Genomic DNA, 23698 nt, shown 5'->3' on the forward strand with positions numbered 1-23698 from the left:
TGCATAAGAGAGAGCGTATAGCGAAGACGGTTGCAGATAGCCGGTAAGGGGCAGTTTCAGTTCAATTTATGGCAAGTAAGCACGAATTTCTTCTGGTTCGACTGAAAAGAAATTGCTCTCGACCTTGGGTGAGATGAAACGGAGATTAAATATTTCAGATAAGGACCTGGAGGCGTTATTTTCTTTGGCGGTGGGAGTTGCAAACATCACGGCTGTCGCACCAGGCCGCATCCAAAACAGGTGAGCAAACTCAGCGCCTCTTGCACCGATAACGCTGGATGCATTGTGAAAGGCTATAATTTGTTCCCAAAGCGGAAGCTTCCCCATGTCAACTTCTTTGACAGAATATCCAGATTTGGCAAGATGATTCGCAATGTCTAAGGTGTTGAGGAGTGCACGCCGCCCTCTGCCATACTTCGGAAACTTTACTTTTCCTCCGGGAGCATAATAGGGATGATCTGGCGATCTTCTGAGCACGAGTATATCTATTTGCTGCCATTGTTCGAGGGTTCCTTGTTTCTTGCATACTTCTTGGGCACGATCCAGCATGAACTGAAGTATGTATGCCGTCTTTGAGCGGAACATGCTTATTTCACTCGGTGTCTGATTTGCCCCATCAAAGCGAATGAGTTGTACATCCCAACGCGGGATGATGCACTGAGTGGAAGAATCTTGCTCTTGCGTAGCAACGTGCATCAAGGGACTACAGTCAAGGGAGGCGAGCTGGCAGGCTTCGGCAAGTTTGGGATTCATGAGGGGCCCACAGTCTTCAAAACTGACATGTCGACATTGTACCTCATGGCACCAATGCAAGGCAGGAATTACATAACCGTGCAGAAAGTGAAAGAAATGTTCTTTTGCACCAAAGGGCGGGCTTGTATCGTATAAGAAGTTCAATTTCTGAACATTTTTCGAGCAAAGATTTGTCGCGTAAGAAGGTGTCTTCATATCTATAAAATTAAGTTTATAATGCTGTAAAGTCAATGTTTTCAGTTATAGGCTGAGCATTGGTGATTTATAATTACAATGTTGTTGTGTATCTTGGCCCAATTGATATCGAAATGTGTTGTTTTATATGGGTATGGTCCGTTTGATTTATTATAATATAGTGCTATTTTGAATAGAAGTTGAATTTCATTAGACTATTAACATTGTTTTTGTGTTGTTTCGTTTTAAGATTGCGCTTTGTCCTAATAATTTGAGTGGAAAGAGCATGCTCGTATTTGATACTCCACGGTATGTAAACACACTTGGTTGGCTTGGTCTACCAAAGGATACGGAGGCAGGGGCATTTTTGTTGCGTCGCTTCGAGCTTGACTATTGGGATGCTTGGGGAAGTTGGCCTTATCAAGCGCTTCCTTCCTTGGAGCAGCTTCAGGCCATACGAGATATGGGAAGTTTCTCCCCACTCACATTTACTGCGGTTATCCGGCCCGATATCGATGAGAGGAAGATTGATACCGCTATGTCCTCGATACGCAAGCGATTCAACGCTGAGTTTCGTGTATTGAAGACGCATTTGGGGCACTGTCCCAAGCAGCAATCTAGCCGCGAATTCTACTCACGAAGAACTCGTCGTCGTTTGACACATGCAGATCGGATATTCGTTGTTCAGCGCGAAACGCTTCTTCCAGAACATTTTGTCATGTTCAGCTGGCAATCTCGGTTGAAAAAACTTCGTTCTATTCATGAGTTCTCATCTCCCGACGAGCATCATTTTGCGCGATTGATAACAACTTTTGGTGATCATCCTGAAAGTACTGCTTGTTTCGCTTTGCGACGACGCGATACAGGAACGCTTGCTGGTGTTTTCCTGTTCTTCTCAGACATTGGCGGTCAAAGCTGGCACGCGCATAGTTTTTTAGTGGATGAGCACGTTATGAAGGATTTCGGAACATATTTATTATTCGACCAAGCGATTCATTTTTTCGGAGACAAAGAGGTGTGGTTTGGAGGTGCTCCTTCTGGAGCAAACGGCGATGGTGTTTTTACCTTTAAAAAGAAATTTGCCAATTCATCACGTCACGCACACATTTTGTGCGTTGATTTGCATGAAGCCGAACTCACAAAGATACGCCAAACGTGTATGACGTCTTCTTGGTTACCAAATTATCGAAATGCAATGTAAAATATAACATAACGATAAAATCGAAAGTGCTGTGTAGCTCTCCGATGCTTTGTACCTGTTGCCTCTGTTGAGAAAGAAGGGGAAGTCTTGTCTTGTCGGTTGTTCATGTCTTCCCCAGACAATCTCCACCGTTGATTCTTCTCGATGAAGGATCAAATTGACAGCCTTCACCGCGTCCGTTAGAGGGACGCAATACATTGGTATATATTTGCCTGTTGGGAAACGGAAGACGGTGAAAATCCGTCGCAGACGCGCTGCCGTAACTGGATAAGGGTGCTTGGCAAAACCACTGGATACATTCCGGGAAGGATTTGCCTCCAGAGCTGAGACGAAATATTTCGTCTCCCCCCAGAAGCCGGAAGACGCCCCGACAAGGCATGCATTCGGGCCTCGCGAATAAGGCCGGAATCGGAGTACCTCGCGTTACACTGTTGTGACGTGGTGTGTATCCTTTTTCGGCCCGTTTCCTTTTATCTGGAAACGGGTTTTTTGTTTGCGTGATGCGCCCGAGTGAAACACTCAACCTTGCATTTGAAGGAGTGTCACGCATGCTGACGCATACGCTCGGCTTCCCGCGAATTGGACGCCATCGTGAACTGAAGAAGGCTGTGGAGTCGTTTTGGAGAGGTGAGAGAACTGCTGCAGATCTCACAGCGACATGTAAAGAACTTCGCATAACGCACTGGAAAGAACAGCGTGATGCGGGGATTGACATCATCACCGTCGGTGACTTTTCTCTGTATGACAGTATGCTGGATACCGCCGCCATGGTCGGGTGCATTCCTGAACGGTATGGTTGGAATGGTGAATCGGTGGAGTTGGATACGTATTTTGCCATGGCTCGAGGAGAGAGTGAACGTGGCATGACCGCGATGGAAATGACCAAGTGGTTTGATACGAATTATCACTATATTGTCCCGGAATTTACTCAAAATCAGATTTTCTCACTCTCTTGCGAAAAGCTTTTCCACGAAATTGAAGAAGCGCGGGTTGAGCACAAGCGCGTCAAAGCGGTTCTTCCTGGACCGTTTACCTTTCTTCGACTCGGCAAAGCCGTAGGCAGTCCTTTTGACACTATGTCGCTGCTTCCCGGGCTGCTCGACGTCTATTCCGAGATCATTCATCGTTTGAGTTCTGTCTGCGAGTGGATACAGCTCGATGAACCGGTGCTTGCCCTGAACCTTCCCCAGGAATTGGTTCCACAATTTCGTCAAGCCTACATGAACATCCTGCAGCAGGCACGTCCAGCCAAGGTGATGTTGTCCACCTATTTTGGTGCTATTTCCCATAATCGATCGTTTGTTTCGCAACTTGAAATTGATGCACTCCATCTGGATTGCGTACGAGCGCCTGAACAATTGGAATTCATGCTTCCCGAACTTGCCCCTCAAACGTGCCTTTCGCTTGGCGTTGTCGATGGGCGCAATATTTGGCGGGTTGATGCACAGAAAGCGATAACGCTTTGTGAGACTGCCGTGTCTGTTGTTGGACTGGATCGGGTTATGATTGCGCCATCGTGCTCTTTGCTTCACACGCCGGTGGATCTGGATGAAGAAACGGCCTTACCTGCTGAAGTAAAAAATTGGATGGCTTTTGCACTGCAAAAATGCCGGGAAGTACGGATGATTGCCGATGCAGTACGCGGCCATGGCGATCCCGTGTTACTGAAGGAGAATGCCGACGCTTGGGAAGCTCGGAGAAATTCGACTTCCATTCGAAACGATATTGTTCGTCAACGAGTGGAAAATATGACGCCTGATATGTTGTGTCGCCATACCCCTTACGACCAACGCCGGACCGTGCAGCGTGCACTCCATGGTTTGCCCTTGCTCCCGACGACAACCATCGGGTCTTTTCCGCAAACGACAGAGATTCGGGCGACGCGGAGCCAATGGAAGAAAGGAGCGCTTTCGGTTGAGGAATACACGGAGACAATGCGCGGCTTCATTAAAGATGTCGTTGAGAAGCAGGAAGAAATCGGCCTGGACGTGTTGGTTCACGGAGAGCCGGAGCGCAACGATATGGTCGAGTATTTCGGTGAGCAATTGGATGGATTTTGTTTTACCAAGAACGGCTGGGTGCAGAGTTACGGAAGTCGATGTGTGAAACCACCTGTTATCTTTGGTGATGTGAGCCGTCCTGCTCCCATGACCGTAGAATGGACACGATATGCTCGATCCCTGACACAAAAGCCCATGAAAGGGATGCTCACGGGGCCGGTGACGATACTTTGCTGGAGTTTTGTACGCGACGATCAGCCCAGAAGCATGACATGTACTCAGATTGCCTTTGCTATTCGGGATGAAGTGCATGATTTAGAACGTTCGGGAGTTGATATCATTCAGATTGATGAGCCGGCTCTTCGTGAGGGGTTACCGCTTCGCGATGAGGACAAGGCGGAGTATCTGCGGTGGGCCGTGGATTGCTTCCGCCTTGCAGCCAATGGTGTGGACGATGGAACGCAGATCCACACCCACATGTGCTACGCAGAATTCAATGAAATTCTCGGTGCAATTGTTGAGATGGATGCTGATGTTATCAGTATTGAAGCGAGCCGAAGTGGTATGGAGTTGCTCGAAGCGTTTCGCGAATTTCAATACCCCAATGAGATTGGTCCTGGAGTCTATGATATTCATAGTCCTCGTGTCCCTGGCGTTGCAGAAATGGAAGGCTTATTGCGACGCGCAATCGCTGTTATTCCTGTACAACGGCTTTGGGTAAATCCGGATTGCGGTTTGAAAACTCGAGGTTGGAGCGAGGCGCATGCTGCACTTAAGAATATGGTTGAGGCGGCACGAATTGTACGTGGCTCCATGATTTAAGAGGAAGCATAGTGCCGTGAGCAACACAAGTTTTTGGCGTGTAACTTCGTTGTTATACGGTGTGTTGCTCACGGTTTTTCTGCATGACCAAGAATTCACATCGTGCTTTGACGAATAGTATAAAATGTATTGTCGTCTTGTATCTCCCTTCATGATGAGCTGGTAAATTCATATTCATTTCCCCTTCCAAGTATATTTTCATTGCAAAATGGATTTTTTTGAAAAATTCATGGTTTTCCTGATAGAAATTTCCTGCCATTTATCGGTATGACGTATTGAAAAAAATATTTCATTCAGAGGTTGTATGAGTAAGCGCGTGATGTCTTTAGAGCTTGTGAAGCTTTTGGCTGCTCTGAGTGTCGTCGCAACACATGTCGGTCATTTCAGCGAGCTTCCTCCTGAATGGAGTGTGAATATTCGTTTGTTATTCCGCTGGGCTGTGCCGTTTTTTTTTATTGTTTCCGGATATTTTTTGCAAAGGAATGGAAGTGTTGTTGAGAGAGCACCAAAGTTCCTTGTGAGAATTCTTATACTGTTTGTTCTTGCTTCGTGTCTCTATGCACCGCTTGTTGTGTGGGACAGAGGTTGGGATGGGCTCTCGCGAATACTTTCTATGAAAGTTTTGTATATTGGAACGTGGTTCCACCTGTGGTATCTTTCATCATTGATTATCGGTGTCGCCGTTATTTATAGTGTGAAGCGCCTTGGATGGGACGATCTCTTTCTTCCTCTTTCCTGTATTATCCTCGTTGCATGTGTTTCTACTGATTTTTGTATGGTATGCCGTATTGATACACCAATAACGTTTAATATGACGAAGTATCTTTTGTCGATTCCATTTCTCTATATCGGGATGGTTTTATCTCGATACGATGTGTATAGCATGAAATTATACTATACTGTCCTCTTTGTTCTTGTTGGAATTGGATTTCAGTATGCCGAGGCATACTATGCTCTTCAACACTATTCTTCCGACGCGATACGGCATCAATTTCTTGTTGTGACAATACCATTTGCTGTAGGCATGTTTCTATTTGGATTGAATGGATTCATACAGAAAGTATTGTTCTTTTCGATATCTCCACAATATTCTTTGCATATATATATTCTGCATCCGCTTTTTTTGTACTTCCTTGAAAAATATGTCCATTCAAGCATGTTTCTGTTCTTGGTAGCATTGCTTTTGCTCTTCCCAACAATTGCAGTTTATCGAGCGTGTACGGTGTTCATGCACCACATACTTATTCGTCAAGCTTCCCAAATGACGACGTCATCAAGTGCGCTTCCCCCGGTATAAAATCGTTTGTATGTACTGCTGTCTGCATATTGCGGTCTTTCGAGCCCAAGGGAGTTCTCTTGAGCTCGAAAGGCACGTTGATTCTTTTCCGTGTTGTTGACTGATAGTTCGCTTACCAGCCTCCACCACCGCCACCGCCTCCACCACCGCCGGAGAAGCCACCACCGCCGAATCCGGAGGACGAACCCGGAGCGACGGACGATGCCATGACCGAGGACGTCAGGCCAGTGCTTAACGATGAGGAGAAGCCACCGATATCGGTTCCATGATGCCAGTATGGACCAACGTACCAGATTGGAACGTAACTGGTCGGTTCAACACCAGCTTCGATCATGGCATTGTTGAATTTCTCACCCCAGGCTTGCTCAACGCCCAGCGCCAGCGCATAGGGGAGGAACTGCTCGAAAAGTTCAGGCGTAATTTTGGGTGGATAGAGGGTGGCAAGGCGTTCTTTTTCGCCAATGTCGAGGAACATCTTGAATCCTTCCAGTTGATCCATGAACGTTCTCCCGAGCCCCGTCGGTGCTTTCAGGAGATGAAAGAAGGTAAGGTTGAGGAGAACAAGAGACGCCATGGACGCCGGTTCAAGCCACAAGATTCCCGTTGCCATTTCCATCATGAGTGCAATCACTGGGACGGCAAAACCGATGAGCATGAGTGGGAGTATGATAACAGTTAGCATTTTCTGGATAATTTTTAATCCGGCAAAGCGTCGCAGCATGCTGACGGCAACTGTGCCGAAAACACACAGAAAAAACGCCATGATGAGAGTTGGCATAAGGCGTTCCATATCACCAAAAATAAGTGCCAGGATGACAATCGCGAGGCTGAGACCGATCCCGACCGCAAACTGTGTGATATTGGTGACGAAGAACGCGTTTTCGAACTCTTTGACCAGACTGCGTTGAAGATTTTTTCGGGCTTTTCGGATGGATTGATGATTGTCTTGCTTGAGTTCAATCGTATCAGAAAGAGAAAACAGCGCACGCATGACCGCGGTTTCGCCCGGAGATAAAGTTGATTCGTTCGTATTCGTCCGGACCAAGCTGTAGGTCTTTTTGTCTTCTTGCACTATGCGTAGACATCCTTTCACGGCGGCATCAATGATGGCCGCACTATAACAGGTGTCATCGAATCCCATGCGCATGACGAAGCGCGCTGCTGCCGGAGAAATTCCCTTTGGTGGTGCAAAGAGTGGAACAATCGTACCAGCCCGAGGGTCGCGACCAACTCGCCACCAGATGAAGATGTAGTAGAGAAAGACAAGCAATACACCGCCAGCCAGAATATACAGGTCGGCGTTATCCCAAAACATCATGCGTGCTTCTTCGGCGGCATCAGGTTGGTGTACAACGCCTTTTTGCCAGGCGGCCACAATCGTCATGCCTTCACCCGGAGCGAGCGGTTCCGTCGTGGTGAAAACCGCTGTATGGGGCGACGTGGTATGATCTGTTAAATTCGACTCCCGCGAGCCTTGAGGACCGGTATATCCGGTGACATCAGAGATGTTGGCAGCTGGCGGGAGGGTGAGGGTGGCTTGTGCCTGTTTGATGGGAAAGCCCCAACCATTGCCGGTGACATTCCAATACAGTTCGTCATGATCGGCGAAGTAGCCGATTTGTCTGCCGGTCGTATACGTAATGACGTAGGTGTATGTGCCGGGCGAGAGGATGACGTCTTTCTGCCCGATGCGAATACGTTTACCGTTGGACAGGTCCTGCACAACATACGGTTCCGGCTTGCCGTTGCAAGTAACGGATTCAACATGGAACGGCACCACGATACTTTGCCCTGAAGCGTTTGTGTATCGGGTGGGGAAGTCACGATAAATTCCCCGTTTAATTTTATTGCCCTCGGCAATAACCGTAATGGATTCGCGTACTTTGAGGCTGGCATCGGTGTAGACCTGAATGTCGCTGTCAAAGCGGGTGATGACCTCGGCCGCCTGGGCCGTAGCGATCCAGGCGGAAAGAGCAAGAAACACGAGGAGGGCGAGGGGACGGAGTAGGCGTGGCATGGGTGTCTCCTTGCGTTGAATAATCAGGAGAAGTTGACCGTCGGGGTTTGACGATCGCCTTTGTCTTCAAGTTCAAAGAATTCACGAGGAGCAAATCCGAGCGAACCGGCCACAAGCATGGCGGGAAATGATTGAATGGCGGTGTTGTAGTCGCGGACAGCGCCGTTGTAGAATCGTCGCGCCAACTGGATTTCGTTTTCAATAGCCGTGAGATCGGTTTGTAACTGCTGGAAGTTCTGGTTGGCTTTGAGGTCGGGATAGTTTTCGGCCACGGCAAACAAATTGCCGATTGACCGGGTGAGCGCCGCTTCCAGCCCGGCTTTTTCTTTCATGCCAGTGGCTTGCATGCTTTGTGCACGTAGCATGGTGACATCCGTAAGAACGGATTTTTCATGCCCGGCATAGCCTTTCACCGTTTCCACAAGGTTCGGAATGAGATCGTGGCGTCGTTTGAGTTGGACATCGATGCCGCTTTCCGCTTCCGACGCGATATTTCGTTTGCGAACAAGTCCGTTGTAGAGCGACACGGCATAAATGACGCCAAGTACCACGAGTACAAGAACAATATAGAGGGCCGTCATGGGAGTCTCCTTTGATGATTAGGTTCATAAAGAGAACATGACAAAATCATGAATGTCGAAAGGGCGCAAGCTGCCAAAAGAAAAAACGGTTGCTCTGCAGCGGCGTTATTTATAATACGCTGATTTTGAGGTCTTTTTTACATAGTGCGGAAAACACATGGAGCCCGGCCATGCATGAGCAAATTCCTCTTGTGACGATGTTGTCTCAGGACACCGATTATGTGGATTGGAAATCTGTTTGTGGTCGCATGCCATTAGATCGTTTCGTGGTCAGTTTGTTGCAATATCGACCGGTCTGGTTGCAATCAATGTATGCGTTTCGAGCAATTGTTGCAGGAATTCTTGGCATTCGGCTTCCGACGATGACCGGAACCTTTTCTCGGAGCCATGCTCCGATGACACCTGGCGAACAGTTGGGACCATTTAGGGTCGTGGAGGCTGCGTACGATAGCTATTGGATCGGGAAAACCGAAGACAAGAATTTGATAGCGCACATCGTGGTTGTTGCATCACAACAACAAACAGATACCCGCTTCGATGTGGGGACGTTTGTAACATTCTTGAGACCCACCGGCCGACTCTATTTCCAGATCGTGCGACCATTTCACCATCTTGTTCTCACCACGGCCATGGCCGCAGCCGTGCGAGTCGGCCGGTAGAAAATCTTATTTCATATCCATGACGGTCAAGTTGGGCATCGCTGTCAGTACGGCAGGCATGGGCGTATGCGATGTCATCCCGAAACCCTGTTCATAGATATCGGGAACAGCGGTTCCCACTGCTGTATAGCGGTTCAACGCAAAGGGCAGGCCTTCACAGGCAAGCGCATCGCATGCGTCGCAAAGATGAAAATGGAGATGCGGGGCATCCGAATTTCCTGAATTTCCCAAGCGCGCAAGGACATCGCCCACATCGACAGCTTGTCCGGTTTTGACGGTGATACTTCCCGGGATGAGGTGCCCGTACAGTGCGTATCGACCCTCGCCGAGATCAAGGATGACGTGGTTTCCGGGAACGGAATCACGCGTTAACGCGTCATGAGGTGGAAATTCACCCGGCGTATTGTCGGGAACACCGTCGTAGATATGGCAGACTGTGGCTTTGGCAACGGAAAGCACAGGCGCGCCATAATATGGATAGCTTTCATTCTTTGATCGATTTCCTGTAAAAAGCCGGCCTTTGTTGTCATACTGGACGAAATCCACGGCAAAGCGTTGCGCGAGATAGTTTTTCCCATCAATGAGAATCAGAGAACGACGGTGATAGGTATCGTTGGCAAAGGCGGCGGTGGCGACCCAATTCGGTCCGGTGAGGGGAGACGGGAGCGCTGCCGGTGCGGAAGCGGATAATTCGATGTTGGGGACGGAAATTGTTGCTTGGGTTCCGTCCTTGTCGGCAAAAACGAGTTGGTGGCCGAGTGCGGTGGGAACAGGTTCGTCCGATGAAAAAGAAAGCCAGAGAAAGATGACCGGACGCAGCAGAATGCCGCTGAATTGCTTGGCCCGTTCCGTGACTTTGCGGTCATCGGGAAGTTTGACCATCTCGTTTAACGTGGAACCATCATACGAAGCGACGGTTTTTCCGTCTTGGTTCGTCACCGTGCAAGCCACAAGTTCAAGTCCGAGAGGCCGGGGATCGTTGAAGGCGACTTCATACGCCAAAACCGTTTTGCCGGACAACGGAAAGGGGACAGGAGCTTGTCGAACGATGGGTTGGATGTCGGTGAGAGAGGCAGCAAAAAGCTGGAATGGCATTGTCATCAGTATGGTGACGACACACAGGATGGAAACACGCAGACGGCTCATGTTCTCCTCGCAGGGTTGCTGTTGTACAGATTCTTCCACGACAACATGGAATGTCGGGACAGGGCAGTTTTATCAGAATAAAGTATTGCAGAAATTTCGTCTACGTCCATGTATTTTTTCTTTGTGCAGGTTGTCTTTTCAAGAAAATGCAAGTTGGTGATTGTCGCAGAGCAGGAAATGCCGTAAGAAACAGAGCTATCGCTTGAAGAAATAACGTGATGTTTATTTGAACAAGGAGAAAACCATGAAACGATCCTTCTGCCTAGCGTTGTGTGCCTTGATGCTCATGATGGCTTTTGGTGCGGGAACCGTGTTGGCGGCAACCGATGAAGCCAAGTCCGAAACAAAGTCTGAAATCAAAGCTATGCTTGATGCCCATGATAAGGCGATGGCTGAGAAAGACATCAATGCCGTTCTGAAATCGTTCTCCGATACCGATCCTGTGCTCATGGGAACCGGCCCCGGTGAACTGTGGGTAGGGAAAGAAGAAATTAAAGATGCCTATAGCCACTTTTTTAAGGATTTTGACAAGGGCAAAACAAAACGCGAATGCCCATTTGTCATGGGGGGCACGAAAGAAGATATCGCTTGGGTTACGGCGGTATGCTCGTATACCGAACAACGGGGAAAGGACGAAACCGGCTTCATGCTCAATGTATCGGCTGTACTCGTGAAAGAGAAAACCGGCTGGAAGTTTCAGACATTTCATTTTTCCAATGTGGTCGGAGCAGACCAGATGACTGAAACGGCTCAGAAGGAGTAGTCCATGCACAAGAAAGATGAAGAACATCTGGTGCAGGACATTGCTGCATCAGACGACATGGATACGATTTCTCCGGATTCTCCCGACCAGATATCCCGACGCTGCTTTTTGAAGCGTTTGGGACGTTGGTCTCAGGCGGCGGTGGCCGTTGCCGTTTTCGGCTCTGTTTTGGCTTTACCGGAGAAAAAGGCTGAAGCCGGTTGGATCAATCGACGCGGTCCCATGATGCCTGGTGGAGGCTGGGCAAACGTGGGTGGACACTGGGTGAACCTCGGTGGTCCCGGTTGGGTGAATGGCGGCGGTTGGGTGAACCGTGGCGGCGGTGGATGGGTAAATCGTCGTGGCGGCTGGGGTGGCGGTTCCTGGGTGAACAACCGAGGATACGGTCGCGGCGGATCTTGGGTCAACCGACGCAGGTAACATGCAATGGGCATCTCTTCTTTACCTCTATGAGATGCCCGTTGCGCTCTCTCACGAGGATGAGGGAGCCAAGTATTCGGTCACAACATAGAGTGAATTATGCAAGAAGACATGTCCTTAGCGCGGCCATGGTATAATGTGCCGGTTCGGTTGATTTCGTCCTATGCAGAGCAATCGTGCGTATTACGGGGACATACCGTTACCGAACTTATCGAAGGAATGCCCCATATCAATAGCCAGAAACTCATCGGCCTTGAACTTGCCGGGTTCGACCATGATCTGGCTGACTTTGTTCCGATTCCAGATGGGGTTCCTGTCGAAATCGTTGCCGGTCTCCAGGACGAACCGGCAAAACTCTATGATTTGGCACAACTCACCGCTTCCCGGCCGGTCCGTGTACGTCTCAATTGTATTCCTGGGTTTGTATCAGGTCTTAGCATTGCGGCATCGCTTGATATGGCCGTTGCTTTGGAGATTCCTTTGTCGGGCACGGCTGGGGCTGAAGAACTCGTCGCAGGATTGGAACTTGCGTTATACCGACGGAGTTTGACACAGCCCATCGATTTCTACCATGGTCTCCTGCATACCTGCTATCATCAAACGCCTGTGGATTTGTTTGATATTCAGGAAGAGAACCCGGCAACGAGTCGATATATCACGGATACAGGACTGGAAACGGTGTCGTCCCGCTTGGCTTGGATTCTGACGGAACGACAGGTGAAACCCCAGGATCTTTTTGCCTACCGTGATGAGCAGATCGAAAAATATGCACCGGCATGCTTTGAGTGCGAGCACGGTCCTGTGTGTCGCGGGTATTTCAAATGGCATGATCCCACGGCCGACTGTTCAGCATTTCATAGTCTGTTCGATGTTATTCTTGATGCAGCCGAGCAACTTGCCGAAGATGTGCGTCACGCACAGGACGACGTTGATTCTGCTTCGCACTAACCGACCCAATTTTTTATATGGCCAGATCCTTCTCCATTATTCTCATGCCCACATTGCGCTGCAACGCAGCCTGTGACTACTGCTTCGAAAACAAATTGGCCGTGGATATGCGACATGACGATTTGGCAACAATCATGGAGACTATCTGTGATTACGCCAACGCCATTGCTGCGGAATATGTCGAAGTCAACTGGCAGGGTGGTGACATTCTGTGTTTGCCCCCAGCCTGGTTTGAGCGCGCCGACACCCTCATAGAACAAGTAGCCCGCAATGCAGGCGTGCGGGTGCATCATGCCGGACAAACGAATTTACTCGGCTATGATACGTCCTATCGTGACATCGTTTTTCATTTTTTTGGTGGAGTGCTGGGGACATCGCTCGACTACCCCAACCTGCACCGCCGGGCGGTTGGTCAGCCGGCTGAAGAGTATGAAGCGGCCTGGCGAGATCGCGCTGATGTTGCGCGTGCCGACGGCATTGAACTTGGTGTCATCAGTTTGCCCAATCGGCAAACCCTGGAGTTGGGGCCAGCGGCATTCCTTGACCACATGGTCAATACGCTCGGCATTACGAGTTTTCAACTCAACACACCGTTTCCGGGAGGACCGGGGAAAGACGCTGGACAAACCCTTGACGCACTGGATTTGGCCGACTTTCTGATCGGACTCGATATTCTTCGCCGCAATCAGGCTCCACACGTTCGTATAGGACCGTTCGACGTGCTTGAAGCAGCCTTTCACCATGCGGAAAAATGCCTGCCGTGTCTCTGGCGGCCGAATTGCCTGAAAGAGTTCGTTGCCATCGATCCTATGGGCAATGTCGCGCAATGCGATTGCTGGGTGACAAGCTATCCCGAATCCCGCTTCGGCAACCTGCTCGATACGCCAGACCTCGCCAAACTCTTCATCAGTCCTTTTGCCGCACGCCTCGCCAAACGTCCGGCATCGATTCTGGCAAAAGAAGACTGCCTCACCTGCAAACACCTCGCCCTCTGCCATGGCGGCTGTCCGGTGCGGACCTACACCGCCATGGGAACCTTGGAACGCAAAGATCCATATTGCGAATTGTATTACAAACTGTTCGACTATGCCGAACAGGCTGAGCCGGGTGTGGGGGCGTAAGGCTGTATATACGGTTTATGGGATGTGTTTCGCATCCAGAATGACTTTTTTAATGTTGAGACTTCCTGGGTCAAGGTATCCCCTTTGAGGGTCGAAATAGAGTTTTTGCGTTTCAGGAAGAAAGAATTTTTTATTGGCGATTGCATCCCCGGCATGTTTGAATTGACACGTTACCTTTAAGCATCGCTTTATTTCATCCCATTCTACCTCAACGGTGTGACAACGATGATCGTAATCGAGCGTCACATTTTCTAGCCTTGAATTGACAATAAAACACGCATCGGGTCGACAGAAGTCTTGCAGGAGATCGTTCCCTCTGTTCGTCATAAATTTTTTATAAAAAACAATCACTGTATACGAATAAATCACGACTCCTGTCTGAAATTGCCTCACCTTTTTGTTTACTGTGTCTCAAAATGACACAATAAAAAGTCATTCATATTAGTGTGTTATGTTTAGTGTTGAGTTTTGTGCTTTTTTGATGGTTTTTTATGACCCATTTTTGATGTATTTTTTATAACGTATTCTATACAATGATGATGTAGTCGCTTCATATTGTTGCGTTTTGCCTGAATGGCAATGATTTTGCTGGATTAATTCTTTATTTGTTTAGTGTCAGACTGCAAGTCAATAAAAGGAAATTCACTATGTTTCGTAGAATGCCATTCGAATTAAGAATTATACTTATGACTCTTGGTCTCTTGGCGGCAACGATTGTGTCCCTTGCCGTGATCAATGTGTGGGAAGCTCGTCAGTCTTTGATTGAGCTTGCTCGGAAAAATATCAAAGCATTTACTGAAACGATATACAATGACATGCAGTCACAAAGTGAAGCGACACAACAGAGCGTTGAATCCGACCTTGCGTTGTTTGCGGAAAAGATCAAAGCGTTGGGGCCGATTTCGCTCGATACGAATGAGACGAAATACTGGACCGTGATCAATCAAGCGACGGAGCAATCTCAAACGATAGCACTGCCGACATTGAAAGCTGGATCGACTGTCTTGGCCAATGCCACCGCCATTGATGGTTGGCAACTGCGAGACGGCGCTACAGCCACGATTTTTCAGTTGGACAAGGGAAAAATGATTCGCATAGGGACAAATGTCAGAACCAAAAATGGCAAGCGCGCCATTGGGACATTTATTTCTGAAGAGAGTCCGGTATACAAGGCCATTACGAACAAGCGCCCGTATCATGGCCGCGCTTTTGTTGTCGATCAGTGGTATATCTCGGCCTATAAACCGATTGAAGATACGCAGGGGAGAGTGGTGGGTGCTCTCTATGTCGGAGAGCCCATCTTGACTGACGCGGTACGGCGCAGTGTGCTTGGAACAAATGTCGGGGGTGAAGGCTTTGCCTATGCGTTCAATGGGGACGGTGTCGTCATGGTCCACCCTGATCATGCCAAAGAAGGCAAATTGTTGGCTGATCTTGGTTTGGACCAAGCAGTTCTTTTGGGTGTGAAAAATGGTTTTCTGTCCTATACGGATGGAAAACCCCAGACGGTCTATATTCAATATTTTCCTGCATGGGATTGGTACTTTGTGGTCGGTATGGCTGATGACCACATGTTGCGAGGAGCCGACACGAAAATGTTGTGGTCAACGGCTCTTGTAGGCGTTGTATTGCTTCTCCTGGCCGCTGTAGTCACGTTTTTTCTTACGAATATTTTTACCAAACCGCTCAGCAAGCTCAGCAAATATACAGCCGACGTTGCCGGCGGAAATTATGACGCCGATATCCAGTATACCGCCAATGATGTCATTGCGCGAACGATTGATGCTGTGCACACCATGGTGGGGCAAATGAAGGAACGTCTCGGTTTTTCTCAGGGGGTGCTCGACGGCATTTCGGCATCGTCGCCATGTGTCATTATTACTCCGGAACACGCTATTTCATATGCCAATCAACATGTGGTTGATTTATTTGAACACGGAAGCGCTCCCGAATCGCTCTATGGAAAATCCATAGAAGAAACACTTTTTCGTGGGCAGTCTCAACAAGCCACTACGATGTTCACTTCGCAAGGTAACCAATTCCGTGAAATCAACATTGTCACCCAAAATGGGAATGAACGAGTTGTAAGCGTGGGTACCACGCCGATTTATGATTTGGATGCGATGCCCTTGGGAACCTTCGTGTTGTTTTTCGATCTGACACATATCCGCGAGCAGGAGCAGGAATTACGGGAAAAGAATCGACAAATTGAAGATATGGCGGGCCATGCCGACGATATCGCAGAACATATCTCGGAGTCGGCAAGCGAACTGCAAGATCAGGTCGATCAGGCTAACAAAGGTGCTACGGATCAATTGTTTTATGCCCAGGAGACCAGCGCTATTATGGAAGAGATGAATTCCATTTCTTTGGAAATAACGCAGAGTGCGGCAGATGCAGCAAAGAGTGCGGAAAAAGCCAAGGACAAGGCGATCGAAGGGGAAGGTGTTGTTCGCCAAATGATTGAAGCGATTCGTGATGTGAAGCGACACGCTGAAACTTTGAAAGGCGATATGGATTCACTTGGGACGCGAGCGCAGTCCATTGGACAGATTATTACAGTGATCGAAGACATTGCCGATCAAACCAATCTCCTGGCACTTAATGCCGCTATTGAAGCCGCACGAGCTGGTGAAGCCGGACGTGGATTTGCCGTGGTCGCCGATGAAGTCCGTAAACTCGCCGAAAAAACGATGCACGCGACCAAAGAAGTGGGGCAGGCCATTAATGAGATTCAGACAGAGACACAAAAGTCTCTGCAAGGAACCGAAGCCGCAGCACAGGCCGTGGAAAAAACCACCGGACTTGCCGAACAATCCGGTATGTCACTCGCCGAGATCGTAAGTATCGCCGAAGGCACCGCCGGACAAGTCTCCGCCATTGCCGCGTCCTCAGAAGAACAATCCGCCGCCTTCGAAGAAATCAGCCGTTCCGTGGAAGAAATCAACTCTATTTCCGGCAGAACAAGCGAACAAATGAACCAAGCCAACGACAGCATTTTGGAGCTGACCAATCTTTCAAACAATCTCAAAGAGTTGATCAAAACCATTGGTGAGGAAGATGGAGCTGTTGCGTTGCCGATGTAGTGGGGATTGGGCTATGAATCGTGGGCAGATAAGGAGGCTACCTTGAGATTATGGACTCTCGGTGAATCCACTTTGTATGTTTTGCTGACAGGGGTATTTACTGCTTTTCATGCGGTGTGAGACACACGATTTTCGTGAAGACACAACCTCAACGAATACAATACCCATGAAAGCTCTAGTTTTTACTCAATACAAGTCTCTTGAGCATCTTGAACTTCTGGATGTTCCTGACCCTCAGCCCAAAGAAGACGAATTGCTTGTGCGTGTTCATGCGTCTTCCGTCAATTCGTGGGATTGGGAATATTTCAGTGGTGTGCCTTTTGCCAATCGCGCTATGTTCGGGTTGTTTAGGCCAAAATTGGGTAAGCAGCGACTCGGTGCTGATATCGCCGGAGTGGTGGAATCAATCGGCCCGAGCGTTACACGGTTCAAACCCGGAGATGAGGTCTTCGGAGATCTGTGGGATTGCTGGGGCGGATTTGCCGAATTGGCCTGCATCCGCGAGACGTTCGTCGAACGCAAGCCTGCAAACCTCTCCTTTGTGCAGGCAGCGGCTGTACCTCAAGCTGGTGTTCTTGCGCTGGGAGGATATCGTAAAAAAAAAGTTGTGCGGTCAGATCATAAAGTATTGATAAACGGAGCAGGAGGCGGAGTGGGATCGTTTGCCATCCAGCTTGCCAAACTGGATGGCGCAGAAGTGACGGGGGTGGACGCGCCACACAAGCTGGACGCTATTAAAACCATTGGGGCAGACCACACGCTTGATTACACCCAAGAAGACTGGGCCGAGCGCGGCTTCCTGTATGATTTGATCATTGATTGCAACCTCTCGCGTCCTTTGTCCAGGTGCAAACGGGCCTTGGCCCCGGGCGGCATATATGCCGTGATCGGTGGTGAAACATTCCGGATTCTTCGTATTATGCTCGGCAAGTATTACGCGGCGTTGAGGCACACCAGCATGCCATTTCAAGTGGTGATGGACGGCCCAAGCAAAGGTCTCGATTCGCTTGGTGAGCTTCTGGAGACAAATCAACTTGTTCCTGTCCTCGACAAAACGTTTTCCTTGGACAAGGTGCCTGAAGCCCTCCGGTACTTTAACGAAGGGCGCCATATCGGTAAAATCGTCATCACTGTGCGTTGAGTCGCATTGTGATCCTCTGCAACCTGTAGACACGAAGTGAAATTATCATCCTTACAAGCAACCAGGAGGTAATGCGGTTGTTTGGATCATGTTTCTTTCCCCATCCTTCCTCCCCAAACCCCAAAGACGTCAGAAGATATTTAACAATATGGACGTCGTCGGTTTGTTCTTGGCACGTGCGCTAGACGTTTTGACTCTTGGGGAGTTATTATTCCAAAAGATACTTGTTTTGGCGTCGTGTATTGTTCAACTTGGACGTTGGAGGCCAAACATGAATGACTTTCCTGAATTTATGAAAAACGCCTTGAATCGCATCGATAGCAGTCAACAAAATACCGATGATATTGAAGGCTATTACTTTGAAGGAAAAAACGGTTCCCAAATGGCTTTTTGGACATGCCATACGGAACGAACGTCCAAAATACACGCCCATGATTTTGACGAATACATGGTATGTGTTTTTGGAAGATATACGGTCTATATGAATGGTACATCATATGTACTTAATCCAGGAGATGAGCTGTTTATTCCGAAAGGGACGCAACAATGGGGCAAATGCATAGCTGGAACCCGTACGATCCATGCCTTCGGCGGACAGCGAATTCGCAGGAATTGTTAAAATGAATAGAATCGAGATATGATATGGTTGTTTATCCATTATCCAGATTTGTTTTTAATTGTGTAGGGGGGAGGAAATGCCATTCAATGGAATGTTAACATTTCGCCAATTTAATGAAAACGATATTTCAGCGCTTTCAGTGATAATGAAACGCTCCTTTGATGAGGATACCAGAATCCATTTAAACAAGGAGGAAGGTGGCCCCCCTGGCTATGACGACGGCAAGTTTTTAAGGAGATGGGCATTGCATGATGATAGCACCGCAGCCATAGTTTTACTCGATTCAGCGCCTATCGGAATGTATATTGTTTGGATTTTTCAAAACAATGAAAACACGTTGGGAACAATATTCATCGACTCTAAATATCAAAATCAAGGTATTGGGCTTAAAATATGGGAGAATATTGAAAAGAAATATCCGGATACTAAAATTTGGAGAACTGAAACGCCTGGATTTTCCAAACGAAATCACCATTTTTACATTAATAAATGTGGATTCAGCATTGTAAGAATCATAAACGCTGGCGATATGCTTGAGGAGAGTTACATACTGGAAAAGCGCTACTAACGCACGTACGCATGCAGTATTGAGGATATATGGTAAAGGACTTTCGGATGTATGAGTCTGATGGGGAAGCAGTAAAAGTGAGTTTTTTTTGTAACCGTATATGATCAATGCTTGACGCGACTTTTGCGTTTCAGGCATAAAATTTCTTATGTTTAAAGAACTATAAGGTATTACGAGAAATTTCAGATGATAAAGAATTGCCCTCGATGTGAACGACTTCCAGAGGCTCCGCCTGAAACAGGTGTGCTCTATCTTGCTCCGCCTATCAACGAAACAATGGAGGCCTTGGAGTCGTACTTATCCAAGGCGGAGATGATCTTTTCCCACGATACTCCTGGAGTGTTTGCAATACAATATGGTCAGGGTGATCTTGAACGTTTTTGTAAAGAATTTTTGTGTAATGTCAGTCATTTGGAGATGCAAGATACCAAGACAATGATTCTCGCCCAAGGATATGAGCCAACGGTGAAAGATTTTATTGGGATGCAACAGCTTTCTTCCCTGGTTGCCCGTCTCCAAGGTTCATGGCTTATAAATCTGCTGCAGGAAGAGCGGCTGACCGCTTTTTTTCAACCCATTGTCCAGGTAGCACAGCCTGATGTCGCGTACGGCTATGAATGCCTGTCCCGAGGGATCGATTCGGCAGGCGCATATATTGCTCCAAACAAATTATTTGGTGTGGCGAAGTCCGCCGACTTGCTTTTCAACCTTGACAGGGCTTGTCGTTTAGCAGTGATACGAGAGGCCAGCTTTCACGGCATAGATAAAAAACTCTTTATCAACTTCAATCCAACGTCCATTTATAAACCTGAATATTGTCTTAAAACAACACTTGCCGCCATCAAGAAGGCTGGAATACCTTCCGAGCAGGTCGTTTTCGAGGTTGTTGAGAGTGAAGATGTCGGTGATACCGAACATTTGACTCGTATTTTGGATTATTATCGAAATCGTGGATTCAAAGTTGCTTTAGATGACATGGGGGCAGGCTATAGCTCTTTGAATTTACTCTCGAAATTGAAGCCAGATTATATGAAACTGGACATTGAACTGATCCGCCACGTGGACAAGGATCTTTACAAGGCGAAGATTACTGAAAATCTTCTTCAATTAGCTCGCGATCTCAACGTATTGAGTATAGCAGAAGGCGTTGAAACCATTGATGAATGGAATTGGATCAAGTCACATAGGGCCGATTTTGTTCAAGGTTATTTGTTCGCAAAGCCTGCTCCAATTCCTCCTGCTCCTCGGATTTTGTAGAGACGTGGACCGGCTATTCTGCGCTGTAGCGCATTGCAAGAAAAGCAGTCTTCTCCCAAAATATATTTCTTTCCTCACTCCTCTGATTCCACAGCCACCTGAAGAAATTTAACAATATCAACGTCGTCGATTTGTTCGGATTTGAGGTGTTTTTCTGCGAAAACGCGGTAGATGCCGCTTTCGAGGAAGAGGTTGAACAAGTCGGGGTCGATGTGGCCGTCGTTGCGCATGAAGCTCATGATGCGTAAGGCTTCATTGAGTGTTTTGGCTTTCTTGTAGGGTCTGTCTGAAGCGGTGAGGGCTTCGAAGATATCGGCTATGGCCAGGATACGGGCTTGGACGGGCAGAGCTGTTTGATCGAGTCCACGAGGATAGCCCGTGCCGATCATGGTCTCATGGTGACAGGCGGCAAATTGAGGGACGCGTGCGAGTTGTCTGGGAAAGGGGAGCTGTTCCAGCATGATGAGCGTATGTATGGCGTGTTCTTTAATCTTGAAAAATTCTTCTGGCGTCAGCGTGCCCCGTGCGATGCGTAAATTGTAGAGTTCTCCCAAGTTGTAGAGATGACGCGGACGCTCCATATTGATGCCGTACTCTTTAGGATCGTAACTGGCTTCTCCTTTGGAGCGGTGAATAATGTGCTCTTTCTTATCAGCAAGCAGATGCTCGGTCGCGGGGAGCGGCGCTTCCGGAACTTTTGCATAGCGGAGCAATTCCGCTTGTGACAAGCCTAGACGATCGTTGAAATGTCGGGTCCATGGTGTTTGAGCGATGGCTTCAAGACGATTGATTTTGTCCGGACTCATGAACTCGCCACCAACATTGCAGTCGGCAACAAATGCAAAATCATCGTGGAGTGCTTGTATTTTCGCGTCGAGTTCCGCTTTCAGGGCATCGGCGTCGGCATCGGGTTGCGCAAGAGCTTCAAGGTAGGCAATGGTTTCGTCACGGAGCAATATCTCGAAACGCATGCGGATTTCGTGAATACGGTTGTAGATGGTTTCGAGTTTGGTCGCTTTATCCACAACATATTCGGGCGTTGTTACCTTCCCACAGTCGTGTAGCCAACTTGCCAGATGAAATTCGCGCCACTCCGCGTCCGTCATGTCGAAATCGGCAAATGCGCCATCATTGGTCTCGCAAACCGCTTTGGCGAGCAGATTTCCAATGATTGGTACCCGTGCGCAGTGGCCGCCGGTATACGGCGATTTGGTATCAATGGCTCCGGCAAGAACTTGAATGATGGAGTCGAGCAAGCTGGTCTGTGCTTGCATGAGGTTTTTGTTGTCTTGAGCCACCGCCGCTTGCGAGGCGAGCGCCTCGATGAATCGTTCGGCATCCTCATTGAATGCAACGATGCGGCTGGTTCCGCTTACACGAGCATTGATGAGAACAAGCACACCGAGGATTTCACCTTTTCGCGGTTTAAGCGGAACAGCAAGGAACGACTGTGATCGGTAGTCGTGCGCTGTGTCGAATGCGAAGATGTCCTGAAAATCGAAATCTGTACTTTCGTAAATATTGGGCACGTTAATGGTGCGTTCGGTCAGAAAGGCATGGGCGATGGGATTGAAATAACGAGGCCTACCTGTCTCATCGCGCAGTGAAATGCATTCTTCGGGGGCATTTCGACCAGAAAGGCCGCCGAGGCGTAATTCAAGTGTGTCAAAGCGAAGAATTTCATAGGCGAGATGGTTTTCGTCACGCAAGGAAAACAGGATACCACCATCGGCGTTGGTCAGTTCCTTCTGGCCCTGTACAACCATTTCCATGAATCGGGCATGCTGGCGTTCCATGGAAAGCGCAATACCGAGTCGCACCAAGCCTTCGAGCTTTTCTTGCGCGGCCATAAGCTCCGTGGTGCGTTCTTTGACTTTTTCTTCGAGATTCTGGGCGTGTTCCGATAGCTTGTGATGCGCTTTTTCCAGTGCCTTTTGCTGGTGCTGGATTTGGACGTTGGCCTCTTTGAGGCGTTCTTCGCTCCGGTCGCTCATGCGCACCAAGCGGTTGGTCGTTTTGAGCAACTTGGAATAATTTTTGAGCAGTTGCTTGTATTCGGATGGGAAGTCGGCTGTTTCCGCCTGGCCCAGAACAGACTCGCCATGCTGGATGACTTTGAGCTCGGTCTGATACGTATCGAAACCCATGGGACTATTGCGCCTGCATGATGAAGGTGGCGTGCTCCAGATCTTCCCCGAACTCCTCTCCGAGCTCCTCCATGTTGTCATCGTCTTCTTCATAGACCCAGATGACGCTGACGGTATTCCCTCGTTCGGCGACTTCATCAAGCAACTCGAAGAGACCCATGAGAATTTTCGCCGTGCTACTATTGAAGTAGATGAATTCGAAGGTAAATCGAACATCGGCATCTTCCAAGTCGTTCAGGTAATCTTCCAACTTGGTGAGCGGTGGCCCGTAGAATTCCTTTACATCTTCGGGGTAGGATTCTCCTTTGATAATGAAATTGTTATTGTCGAAGTCAAAGAAGATTTCGGGAGAGCGTTCTGTAGTGTTTATTTGCAACGTATTCATGGGTGGAGTACCTTGGTGTCTTTAGATGAATGCCTTAATGGTGAAAAACGATCGAGATGCGTCTATTTCCGCGAAATCAAATTCAATTCCTCCTTCAGCACGTCGGGCGATGTCGATAAAACCCACTCCAGCCCCTTTACTCCCCTCAGGGGTTTCGCCTTTCAGTGTTTCCTTCCAGAGGGCTTTCAAGCCTTTTTTGTCAAGACTTTTGATTTTGTCCAATCCTTCCTTAAGACGGGGGACGTCGTTGGCTTCAATAACATTACCGCAGGTAACGAATACCTGACCATCGCTTTCTCCGACTGAAACAATACCATAGCTGAGTTCCGCCTTGTCGACTTGGGTTTCACGTTCGGCCGAATAGCGGATAACATTCTGCATTTGCTCAACAAAGATTGAAAAAACCGACTTGCTCTTTTTTTTATCAATTTCGGAATGTTCCAATTTTCTTTTGATTGTATTGCCGATGCCCAACAACAGATCTTCGGTCATAAATCCACAGTAACAAAAGGCAATGCCTTGTTCCTGCAGTTGGTTTCTGAAATTCATCATGGTTTCGGCCAGCATCGTTCCTCCGCTATGACAGAAGTATC

The 23698-nt window shown here is 48.3% G+C and carries 20 protein-coding genes and 1 riboswitch; of the genes, 13 read left to right on the top strand and 7 right to left on the bottom strand.

Features of this window, described 5'->3' with window-relative positions; genetic code table 11:
* Positions 1-66: 66 nt before the first annotated feature.
* Positions 67-948, bottom strand: a complete 882-nt coding sequence (locus G451_RS0102790) for a glycosyltransferase 61 family protein (RefSeq protein WP_027183074.1) — start codon at positions 946-948, stop codon at positions 67-69.
* 697 nt (positions 949-1645) lie between these two features.
* Between G451_RS0102790 and G451_RS34010 the strand changes: the two genes are divergently transcribed.
* From G451_RS34010 to G451_RS0102810, 3 genes are all read left to right on the top strand, one after another.
* Positions 1646-2128: a hypothetical protein gene (locus G451_RS34010; RefSeq protein WP_156921481.1), complete on the top strand. Its 483-nt coding sequence runs from the start codon at positions 1646-1648 to the stop codon at positions 2126-2128.
* A gap of 166 nt (positions 2129-2294) precedes the next feature.
* Positions 2295-2514: riboswitch (cobalamin riboswitch) on the top strand.
* Between the two features lie 162 nt (positions 2515-2676).
* Complete coding sequence (metE, locus tag G451_RS0102800; protein WP_027183076.1) at positions 2677-4950, top strand: 5-methyltetrahydropteroyltriglutamate--homocysteine S-methyltransferase; 2274 nt, start codon at positions 2677-2679, stop codon at positions 4948-4950.
* Positions 4951-5254: 304 nt separating this feature from the next.
* Positions 5255-6247: an acyltransferase family protein gene (locus G451_RS0102810; protein ID WP_084448329.1), complete on the top strand. Its 993-nt coding sequence runs from the start codon at positions 5255-5257 to the stop codon at positions 6245-6247.
* A gap of 112 nt (positions 6248-6359) precedes the next feature.
* Here G451_RS0102810 and G451_RS0102815 read toward each other — a convergent pair whose 3' ends face one another.
* Together G451_RS0102815 and G451_RS0102820 are read right to left on the bottom strand one after the other, a co-directional pair.
* Positions 6360-8264, bottom strand: a complete 1905-nt coding sequence (locus G451_RS0102815; protein WP_027183079.1) for a DUF2207 domain-containing protein — start codon at positions 8262-8264, stop codon at positions 6360-6362.
* Positions 8265-8287: 23 nt separating this feature from the next.
* A complete protein-coding gene (locus G451_RS0102820; protein ID WP_027183080.1) occupies positions 8288-8845 on the bottom strand; it encodes a LemA family protein in 558 nt (185 codons plus the stop codon).
* Between the two features lie 170 nt (positions 8846-9015).
* Between G451_RS0102820 and G451_RS0102825 the strand changes: the two genes are divergently transcribed.
* Entirely contained in the window at positions 9016-9504 is a 489-nt protein-coding gene (locus tag G451_RS0102825) for a DUF2867 domain-containing protein (protein WP_027183081.1), read from the top strand.
* Between the two features lie 6 nt (positions 9505-9510).
* On the opposite strand, the gene G451_RS32170 is transcribed toward G451_RS0102825, so the two are convergent.
* Entirely contained in the window at positions 9511-10650 is a 1140-nt protein-coding gene (locus G451_RS32170; RefSeq protein WP_051261064.1) for a M23 family metallopeptidase, read from the bottom strand.
* A 244-nt stretch (positions 10651-10894) separates the two neighbouring features.
* Between G451_RS32170 and G451_RS0102835 the strand changes: the two genes are divergently transcribed.
* The 9 genes from G451_RS0102835 to G451_RS0102880 all read left to right on the top strand — a co-directional run bounded on the left by G451_RS0102835 (position 10895) and on the right by G451_RS0102880 (position 20573).
* Positions 10895-11413 carry a nuclear transport factor 2 family protein gene (locus tag G451_RS0102835; protein WP_027183082.1) on the top strand — a complete coding sequence of 173 codons (519 nt, stop codon included), beginning with the start codon at positions 10895-10897 and terminating at the stop codon, positions 11411-11413.
* Positions 11414-11416: 3 nt separating this feature from the next.
* Positions 11417-11833 carry a hypothetical protein gene (locus G451_RS0102840; protein ID WP_211236322.1) on the top strand — a complete coding sequence of 139 codons (417 nt, stop codon included), beginning with the start codon at positions 11417-11419 and terminating at the stop codon, positions 11831-11833.
* 99 nt (positions 11834-11932) lie between these two features.
* Positions 11933-12781 carry a hypothetical protein gene (locus G451_RS0102845; RefSeq protein WP_027183084.1) on the top strand — a complete coding sequence of 283 codons (849 nt, stop codon included), beginning with the start codon at positions 11933-11935 and terminating at the stop codon, positions 12779-12781.
* 17 nt (positions 12782-12798) lie between these two features.
* A complete protein-coding gene (locus G451_RS27180; protein ID WP_034640506.1) occupies positions 12799-13902 on the top strand; it encodes a radical SAM protein in 1104 nt (367 codons plus the stop codon).
* A gap of 647 nt (positions 13903-14549) precedes the next feature.
* The gene (locus G451_RS35260) at positions 14550-16988 is read left to right on the top strand and encodes a Cache 3/Cache 2 fusion domain-containing protein (protein ID WP_027183086.1); all 2439 of its coding nucleotides are present in this window, start codon (positions 14550-14552) and stop codon (positions 16986-16988) included.
* Between the two features lie 166 nt (positions 16989-17154).
* Entirely contained in the window at positions 17155-18129 is a 975-nt protein-coding gene (locus tag G451_RS0102865; protein WP_027183087.1) for an NAD(P)-dependent alcohol dehydrogenase, read from the top strand.
* Positions 18130-18400: 271 nt separating this feature from the next.
* Complete coding sequence (locus G451_RS0102870) at positions 18401-18748, top strand: cupin domain-containing protein (protein WP_027183088.1); 348 nt, start codon at positions 18401-18403, stop codon at positions 18746-18748.
* A gap of 76 nt (positions 18749-18824) precedes the next feature.
* Positions 18825-19316 (top strand): GNAT family N-acetyltransferase, encoded by a 492-nt coding sequence (locus G451_RS0102875; RefSeq protein ID WP_027183089.1) that lies wholly within the window; start codon positions 18825-18827, stop codon positions 19314-19316.
* Between the two features lie 435 nt (positions 19317-19751).
* The gene (locus G451_RS0102880) at positions 19752-20573 is read left to right on the top strand and encodes an EAL domain-containing protein (protein WP_245587760.1); all 822 of its coding nucleotides are present in this window, start codon (positions 19752-19754) and stop codon (positions 20571-20573) included.
* Between the two features lie 74 nt (positions 20574-20647).
* Here the strand turns inward: G451_RS0102880 and G451_RS0102885 are convergent, their stop codons facing one another.
* Genes G451_RS0102885 through G451_RS0102895 form a run of 3 tightly spaced genes read right to left on the bottom strand, consistent with a single transcriptional unit; the run spans position 20648 to position 23672 of the window.
* Positions 20648-22720 carry an HD domain-containing phosphohydrolase gene (locus G451_RS0102885; RefSeq protein ID WP_084448330.1) on the bottom strand — a complete coding sequence of 691 codons (2073 nt, stop codon included), beginning with the start codon at positions 22718-22720 and terminating at the stop codon, positions 20648-20650.
* Between the two features lie 4 nt (positions 22721-22724).
* Positions 22725-23105 (bottom strand): DUF1987 domain-containing protein, encoded by a 381-nt coding sequence (locus G451_RS0102890; RefSeq protein ID WP_027183092.1) that lies wholly within the window; start codon positions 23103-23105, stop codon positions 22725-22727.
* Between the two features lie 21 nt (positions 23106-23126).
* Positions 23127-23672: a SiaB family protein kinase gene (locus G451_RS0102895; protein ID WP_027183093.1), complete on the bottom strand. Its 546-nt coding sequence runs from the start codon at positions 23670-23672 to the stop codon at positions 23127-23129.
* Positions 23673-23698 lie beyond the last annotated feature (26 nt).

This window comes from Desulfovibrio inopinatus DSM 10711, assembly GCF_000429305.1.
Lineage (GTDB): Bacteria > Desulfobacterota > Desulfovibrionia > Desulfovibrionales > Desulfovibrionaceae > Alteridesulfovibrio > Alteridesulfovibrio inopinatus.

Coding starts and splice junctions, on each gene's coding strand:
- G451_RS0102865 (WP_027183087.1), top strand. CDS start 17,155: ATGAAAGCTCTAGTTTTTACTCAATACAAGTCTCTTGAGCATCTTGAA.
- G451_RS27180 (WP_034640506.1), top strand. CDS start 12,799: ATGGCCAGATCCTTCTCCATTATTCTCATGCCCACATTGCGCTGCAAC.
- G451_RS0102815 (WP_027183079.1), bottom strand. CDS start 8,264: ATGCCACGCCTACTCCGTCCCCTCGCCCTCCTCGTGTTTCTTGCTCTT.
- G451_RS0102835 (WP_027183082.1), top strand. CDS start 10,895: ATGAAACGATCCTTCTGCCTAGCGTTGTGTGCCTTGATGCTCATGATG.
- G451_RS34010 (WP_156921481.1), top strand. CDS start 1,646: ATGTTCAGCTGGCAATCTCGGTTGAAAAAACTTCGTTCTATTCATGAG.
- metE (WP_027183076.1), top strand. CDS start 2,677: ATGCTGACGCATACGCTCGGCTTCCCGCGAATTGGACGCCATCGTGAA.
- G451_RS0102895 (WP_027183093.1), bottom strand. CDS start 23,672: ATGCTGGCCGAAACCATGATGAATTTCAGAAACCAACTGCAGGAACAA.
- G451_RS0102825 (WP_027183081.1), top strand. CDS start 9,016: ATGCATGAGCAAATTCCTCTTGTGACGATGTTGTCTCAGGACACCGAT.
- G451_RS0102870 (WP_027183088.1), top strand. CDS start 18,401: ATGAATGACTTTCCTGAATTTATGAAAAACGCCTTGAATCGCATCGAT.
- G451_RS0102790 (WP_027183074.1), bottom strand. CDS start 948: ATGAAGACACCTTCTTACGCGACAAATCTTTGCTCGAAAAATGTTCAG.
- G451_RS0102810 (WP_084448329.1), top strand. CDS start 5,255: ATGAGTAAGCGCGTGATGTCTTTAGAGCTTGTGAAGCTTTTGGCTGCT.
- G451_RS0102845 (WP_027183084.1), top strand. CDS start 11,933: ATGCAAGAAGACATGTCCTTAGCGCGGCCATGGTATAATGTGCCGGTT.
- G451_RS32170 (WP_051261064.1), bottom strand. CDS start 10,650: ATGAGCCGTCTGCGTGTTTCCATCCTGTGTGTCGTCACCATACTGATG.
- G451_RS0102885 (WP_084448330.1), bottom strand. CDS start 22,720: ATGGGTTTCGATACGTATCAGACCGAGCTCAAAGTCATCCAGCATGGC.
- G451_RS0102840 (WP_211236322.1), top strand. CDS start 11,417: ATGCACAAGAAAGATGAAGAACATCTGGTGCAGGACATTGCTGCATCA.
- G451_RS0102880 (WP_245587760.1), top strand. CDS start 19,752: ATGATTCTCGCCCAAGGATATGAGCCAACGGTGAAAGATTTTATTGGG.
- G451_RS35260 (WP_027183086.1), top strand. CDS start 14,550: ATGTTTCGTAGAATGCCATTCGAATTAAGAATTATACTTATGACTCTT.
- G451_RS0102820 (WP_027183080.1), bottom strand. CDS start 8,845: ATGACGGCCCTCTATATTGTTCTTGTACTCGTGGTACTTGGCGTCATT.
- G451_RS0102875 (WP_027183089.1), top strand. CDS start 18,825: ATGCCATTCAATGGAATGTTAACATTTCGCCAATTTAATGAAAACGAT.
- G451_RS0102890 (WP_027183092.1), bottom strand. CDS start 23,105: ATGAATACGTTGCAAATAAACACTACAGAACGCTCTCCCGAAATCTTC.